Origin of the sequence: Rhodococcus sp. (in: high G+C Gram-positive bacteria), from assembly GCF_049299235.1 — a bacterium.
Taxonomy (GTDB): domain Bacteria; phylum Actinomycetota; class Actinomycetes; order Mycobacteriales; family Mycobacteriaceae; genus Rhodococcus.
In genome coordinates this window covers 1-4,021 of sequence record NZ_JBAQXC010000124.1, presented here as the reverse complement: position 1 = coordinate 4,021, position 4,021 = coordinate 1, and the positions used below count along the sequence as shown (strand labels likewise).

The 4,021-nt window shown below is 65.3% G+C and carries 2 protein-coding genes and 1 pseudogene; all 3 read right to left on the bottom strand.

All coding sequences use genetic code 11. The features are described from left to right. A partial coding sequence (secA, locus tag WAX14_RS07750; RefSeq protein WP_422627510.1) for a preprotein translocase subunit SecA occupies positions 1-2,718 on the bottom strand: 2,718 nt, incomplete at its 3' end. 134 nt (positions 2,719-2,852) lie between these two features. Continuing rightward, complete coding sequence (gene hpf, locus WAX14_RS07745) at positions 2,853-3,518, bottom strand: ribosome hibernation-promoting factor, HPF/YfiA family (RefSeq protein WP_422627509.1); 666 nt, start codon at positions 3,516-3,518, stop codon at positions 2,853-2,855. A 188-nt stretch (positions 3,519-3,706) separates the two neighbouring features. Continuing rightward, positions 3,707-4,021 (bottom strand): annotated as a pseudogene (locus WAX14_RS07740) (ComF family protein); the annotation flags it as partial.

Sequence of the window (4,021 nt, the reverse complement as noted above, 5' to 3'; positions counted from 1 at the left end):
GCGGCTGACCTGCGCGCTACCGTCCTCGGCCGGACCCGAGTAGGTGAGACGCTGCTGCCCGCCGGTGTCGTCGAGTCCCTTCGCGCGCAGCGCGGCCGGGGCGGGTGCCGGTGTCGGTGTCGGTGCTGGTCCGGACTTCGCCAACGACGGCGCGTTCTGCGCGACAGCCGCAGCCGATGCTGCGGTCACGTTGACCCCGCTCGTCGCCGGTGCCTGCGGCTGCCCGGCCTCGACCTGCAGGTTGAACAGGAACCCGACCGACTCCTCCTTCAAGCCGTCGAGCATGCCGGTGAACATGTCGAAGCCTTCACGCTGGTACTCGACCAGCGGATCGCGCTGCGCCATCGCACGCAGCCCGATTCCCTCCTTGAGATAGTCCATCTCGTAGAGGTGTTCTCGCCATTTGCGGTCGAGGACCGACAGCAGGACCCGCCGTTCGAGTTCGCGCATCGCAGTCTCACCCGCGATCTGGTCGATCTCGGCCTCACGCCGGGCATACGCCTGCTGGGCGTCGTCGAGTAGGGCGACACGCAATTCGTCGCGATCGAGATCCTCGTTCGCCTCCACCAGCGCATTGTGGTCGAGACCGACCGGGTAGAGCGTGCGGAGAGCGGTCCACAATTGCTCGAGATCCCAGTCCTCGACATAGCCCTCGGACGTGGCGCCGTCGACATAGGCAGCGACCACGTCGTGGATCATCGACTCGATCTGTCCCTCGAGGTCCTCGCCGCGCAGGATCCGGCGGCGCTCGTCGTAGATGACCGTGCGCTGCTGGTTCATCACCTCGTCGTACTTGAGGACGTTCTTGCGGATCTCGAAGTTCTGCTGCTCGACCTGTGTCTGGGCGCTCTTGATGGCCTTGGACACCATCTTCGCCTCGATCGGAACGTCGTCGGGCAGGTTCAGCCGGGTCATGATCGATTCGAGGGCGGCGCCGTTGAAGCGGCGCATCAGCTCGTCACCGAGAGAAAGGTAGAACCGGGATTCGCCGGGATCGCCCTGCCGTCCGGAGCGGCCGCGGAGCTGGTTGTCGATACGCCGGGACTCGTGCCGTTCGGTGCCGAGCACGTACAGTCCACCGGCGTCCTTGACCTTCTCGGCGTCCTCCTTCACCTCGGTCTTGATCTTCTCGAGGGTGTCGTCCCACGCGGCCTCGTAGTCCTCGGGCGTGTGCACCGGATCCAGACCGCGGCGACGCAGCGCGATGTCGGCGAGAATGTCCGGGTTGCCACCGAGCACGATGTCGGTACCGCGACCGGCCATGTTGGTCGCGACGGTCACCGCACCGGACTGCCCGGCCTCCGCGATGATCTGCGCCTCCTGCTCGTGGAACTTCGCATTGAGCACGCTGTGCGCGACACCGCGCTTGGTGAACTGCCGCGACAGATATTCCGAACGCTCGACACTGGTGGTGCCGATGAGGACCGGCTGGCCCTTCTCGTGACGCTCGACGACGTCGTCGACGACCGCGGCGAACTTCGCTTCCTCCGACTTGTAGATCAGGTCGCCCTGGTCGACGCGGACCATCGACCGGTTCGTCGGGATCGGAATGACACCGAGCCCGTAGATCTGGTGCAGCTCCGCGGCCTCGGTCTCGGCCGTACCGGTCATGCCGGAGAGCGTGTCGTAGAGCCGGAAGTAGTTCTGCAGCGTGATCGTCGCGAGGGTCTGGTTCTCCGCCTTGATCTCGACCTTTTCCTTGGCCTCGATCGCCTGGTGCATGCCCTCGTTGTAGCGCCGGCCGGTCAGGACGCGGCCGGTGAACTCGTCGACGATGACGACGTCGCCGTCGCGGACGATGTAGTCCTTGTCCTTCGTGTAGAGCTCCTTGGCCTTGATGGCGTTGTTGAGGTAGCTCACCAACGGTGAGTTCGCCGCCTCGTACAGATTGTCGATGCCGAGCTGGTCCTCGACGAATTCGACACCCGCCTCGTGGACGCCGACCGTCCGCTTCCTGATGTCGATTTCGTAGTGGGTTTCCGGTTCGAGCATCTGCACGATCCGGGCGAACTCGGAGTACCACTTGCTGGACGCATCCGCGGGACCGGAGATGATCAACGGCGTGCGCGCCTCGTCGATGAGGATCGAGTCCACCTCGTCGACGACCGCGAAGTTGTGCCCACGCTGGACCAGGTCGTCGAGCGAGTGCGTCATGTTGTCGCGCAGATAGTCGAAACCGAACTCGTTGTTCGTGCCGTACGTGACGTCCGCGGCGTAGGCCGCGCGGCGCTGCGCGGGGGTCAGCCCGGACAGGATCACATCGGTGCTCAACCCGAGCGAGCGGTGTACGCGACCCATCCACTCGGAGTCACGCTTGGCGAGGTAGTCGTTCACGGTCACGACGTGCACGCCGTCGCCCGAGATGGCGTTCAGGTAGGCCGGCAGCACACAGGTGAGGGTCTTGCCCTCACCGGTCTTCATCTCGGCGATGTTGCCGAAGTGCAGCGCCGCACCACCCATGATCTGCACCGTGTAGTGCTTTTGGCCGAGCACCCGCCAGGACGCTTCGCGGGCAACCGCGAACGCCTCGGGCAGCAACTCGTCGAGGGACTCCCCGTCCGCGTAGCGGTTGCGGAACTCGTCTGTCTTGGCGCGCAGTTCCGCGTCGGTGAGCGCCTCGAACTCCGGCGACAGGGATTCGACGTGCTCGGCGATGTGCTTGAGTCGCTTGACCATGCGACCTTCACCGATTCGGAGCAGCTTCGTCAGCGACAGCACTGGGTGTTCGTCCTCAATCTCGGGTTCGTGCACGGACAAGAAAATCCGGCCGAGGGCCTCGTCGGTCCCCGGCCGGATTCCATGGTAGGCGTTCGGTCGGAGCGGTTGCGATCGCGACCGCTCCGACCGGGCGTTCAGGCCAGGCTGATCAAGCCGTAGTCGAACGCGTGCCGACGGTAGACGACCGACGGTTTGTCCGATTCCTTGTCGTGGAACAGATAGAAGTCGTGGCCGACCAATTCCATCTCGTACAGCGCGTCGTCGACGGTCATCGGATCGGCCTTGTGCGCCTTGGTGCGCACGATCCGACCCGGTCCGCCCTCGTTGTCCGATTCGAGGTCGTGCGCCAGGTCCGGCGAGATCCCGAGTGAATCGTCCTGGGCGAGTGCCGCGGTCGCGGCAGCAACCGAGACCGGGGTCTTGTCGCCATAGGAGACCTTGCGGCGATCCTTCGTGCGCCGCAGCCGGGATTCGAGCTTGGCGGTGACCGACTCGAACGCTGCATAGAAGCTGTCGGCGGATGCCTCGGCGCGCGCGACCGGCCCCTTGCCGCGGGCGGTGATCTCGACCCGCTGGCAACTCTTCATCTGACGGCGGTTGCGCTCGTGCTGCAGTTCGACATCGAACAGGAAAATGGTCGGATCGAATCGCTCCAATCGGGCGAGTTTCTCGGACACATATATCCGGAAGTGGTCCGGAACCTCGACATTGCGTCCCTTGACAACGATGTCCGCGATGGGACCTTCAGTTTCACCGTCGATACCGGCAGCGGAAACCTTGGACTTCGAAGGGGTCGTCACTCGTACCTCCCGCGTACGGCCGGCGCAACCCGCGCGCCGGCGTGTTCGATGAGCGCCGTGGACGCTCCGCCCAGAACTGGCGGATCGGACGTTTCCACCCGTCTACCAGTGTTTTCCGGGTCTGAGGGCGACGGTAGTACGTAACCTCCGAGAGTGCCACTGTTCCGCCGAATTTCACTCGTGTCCACCTACGCGGCGGCAATCACAAGCACCCCACATGTACGGAACCCGGCCGCGGAGAGTACCCGCACCGCTTCCGCCGAGGTCGTACCGGTTGTCACGACATCGTCGACGAGGAGCACCGGCACCCCAGCAGGCAAGACCGCGCCACGACCCAACCGCACCCGTCCGGCCAGGTTGCGGTACCGCTGTGCAGCAGACAGCCCCACCGAATCCCGGGCGCCGGGCGCGGTCTCGAGAACGGGAGCCACCCGAAGCGCACGATCGTGCCGCGCGGCCACCCGCACGGCCCGCACGACCGGGTCACCGCCTCTGGCCCGGGC